Annotated in this window: 1 pseudogene; it reads right to left on the reverse strand. The window is 22.7% G+C overall.

The window, feature by feature from the left end:
* Positions 1–331 (reverse strand): annotated as a pseudogene (locus CAMP5053_RS08475) (DUF115 domain-containing protein); the annotation flags it as partial.

Genomic DNA, 331 nt, shown 5'->3' on the forward strand with positions numbered 1-331 from the left:
CCTTTTCATTTCTTATTTCTTCACTTAAATCTAAATAATGAAAAACTAAATAAATAATCTCTAATTCTTCTTCAAAAATAATTAAATGATTTCTAATAGGATTAGAAAGCAAAGCTTTATATAAAATTCCATTACCTAGACCATAAAAAAATAAAACAGGATATCTTAAATACTCTCCATTGAAAAGTTTTAAACTTTCATCTAATTCTTTTAAAGGATCTTTATAAACAAATTCTTTTCTTTTTTTATCTAATATATTAATATCTAAATTATCACTACTTCCTTGAAAAAGTTCAAATTGCTCACACTCTTTAAGCTCTCGTAGCTTTAG

This window comes from Campylobacter sp. S4:11, from assembly GCF_024723695.1.
In the GTDB taxonomy this organism is placed as follows: domain Bacteria; phylum Campylobacterota; class Campylobacteria; order Campylobacterales; family Campylobacteraceae; genus Campylobacter_D; species Campylobacter_D jejuni_C.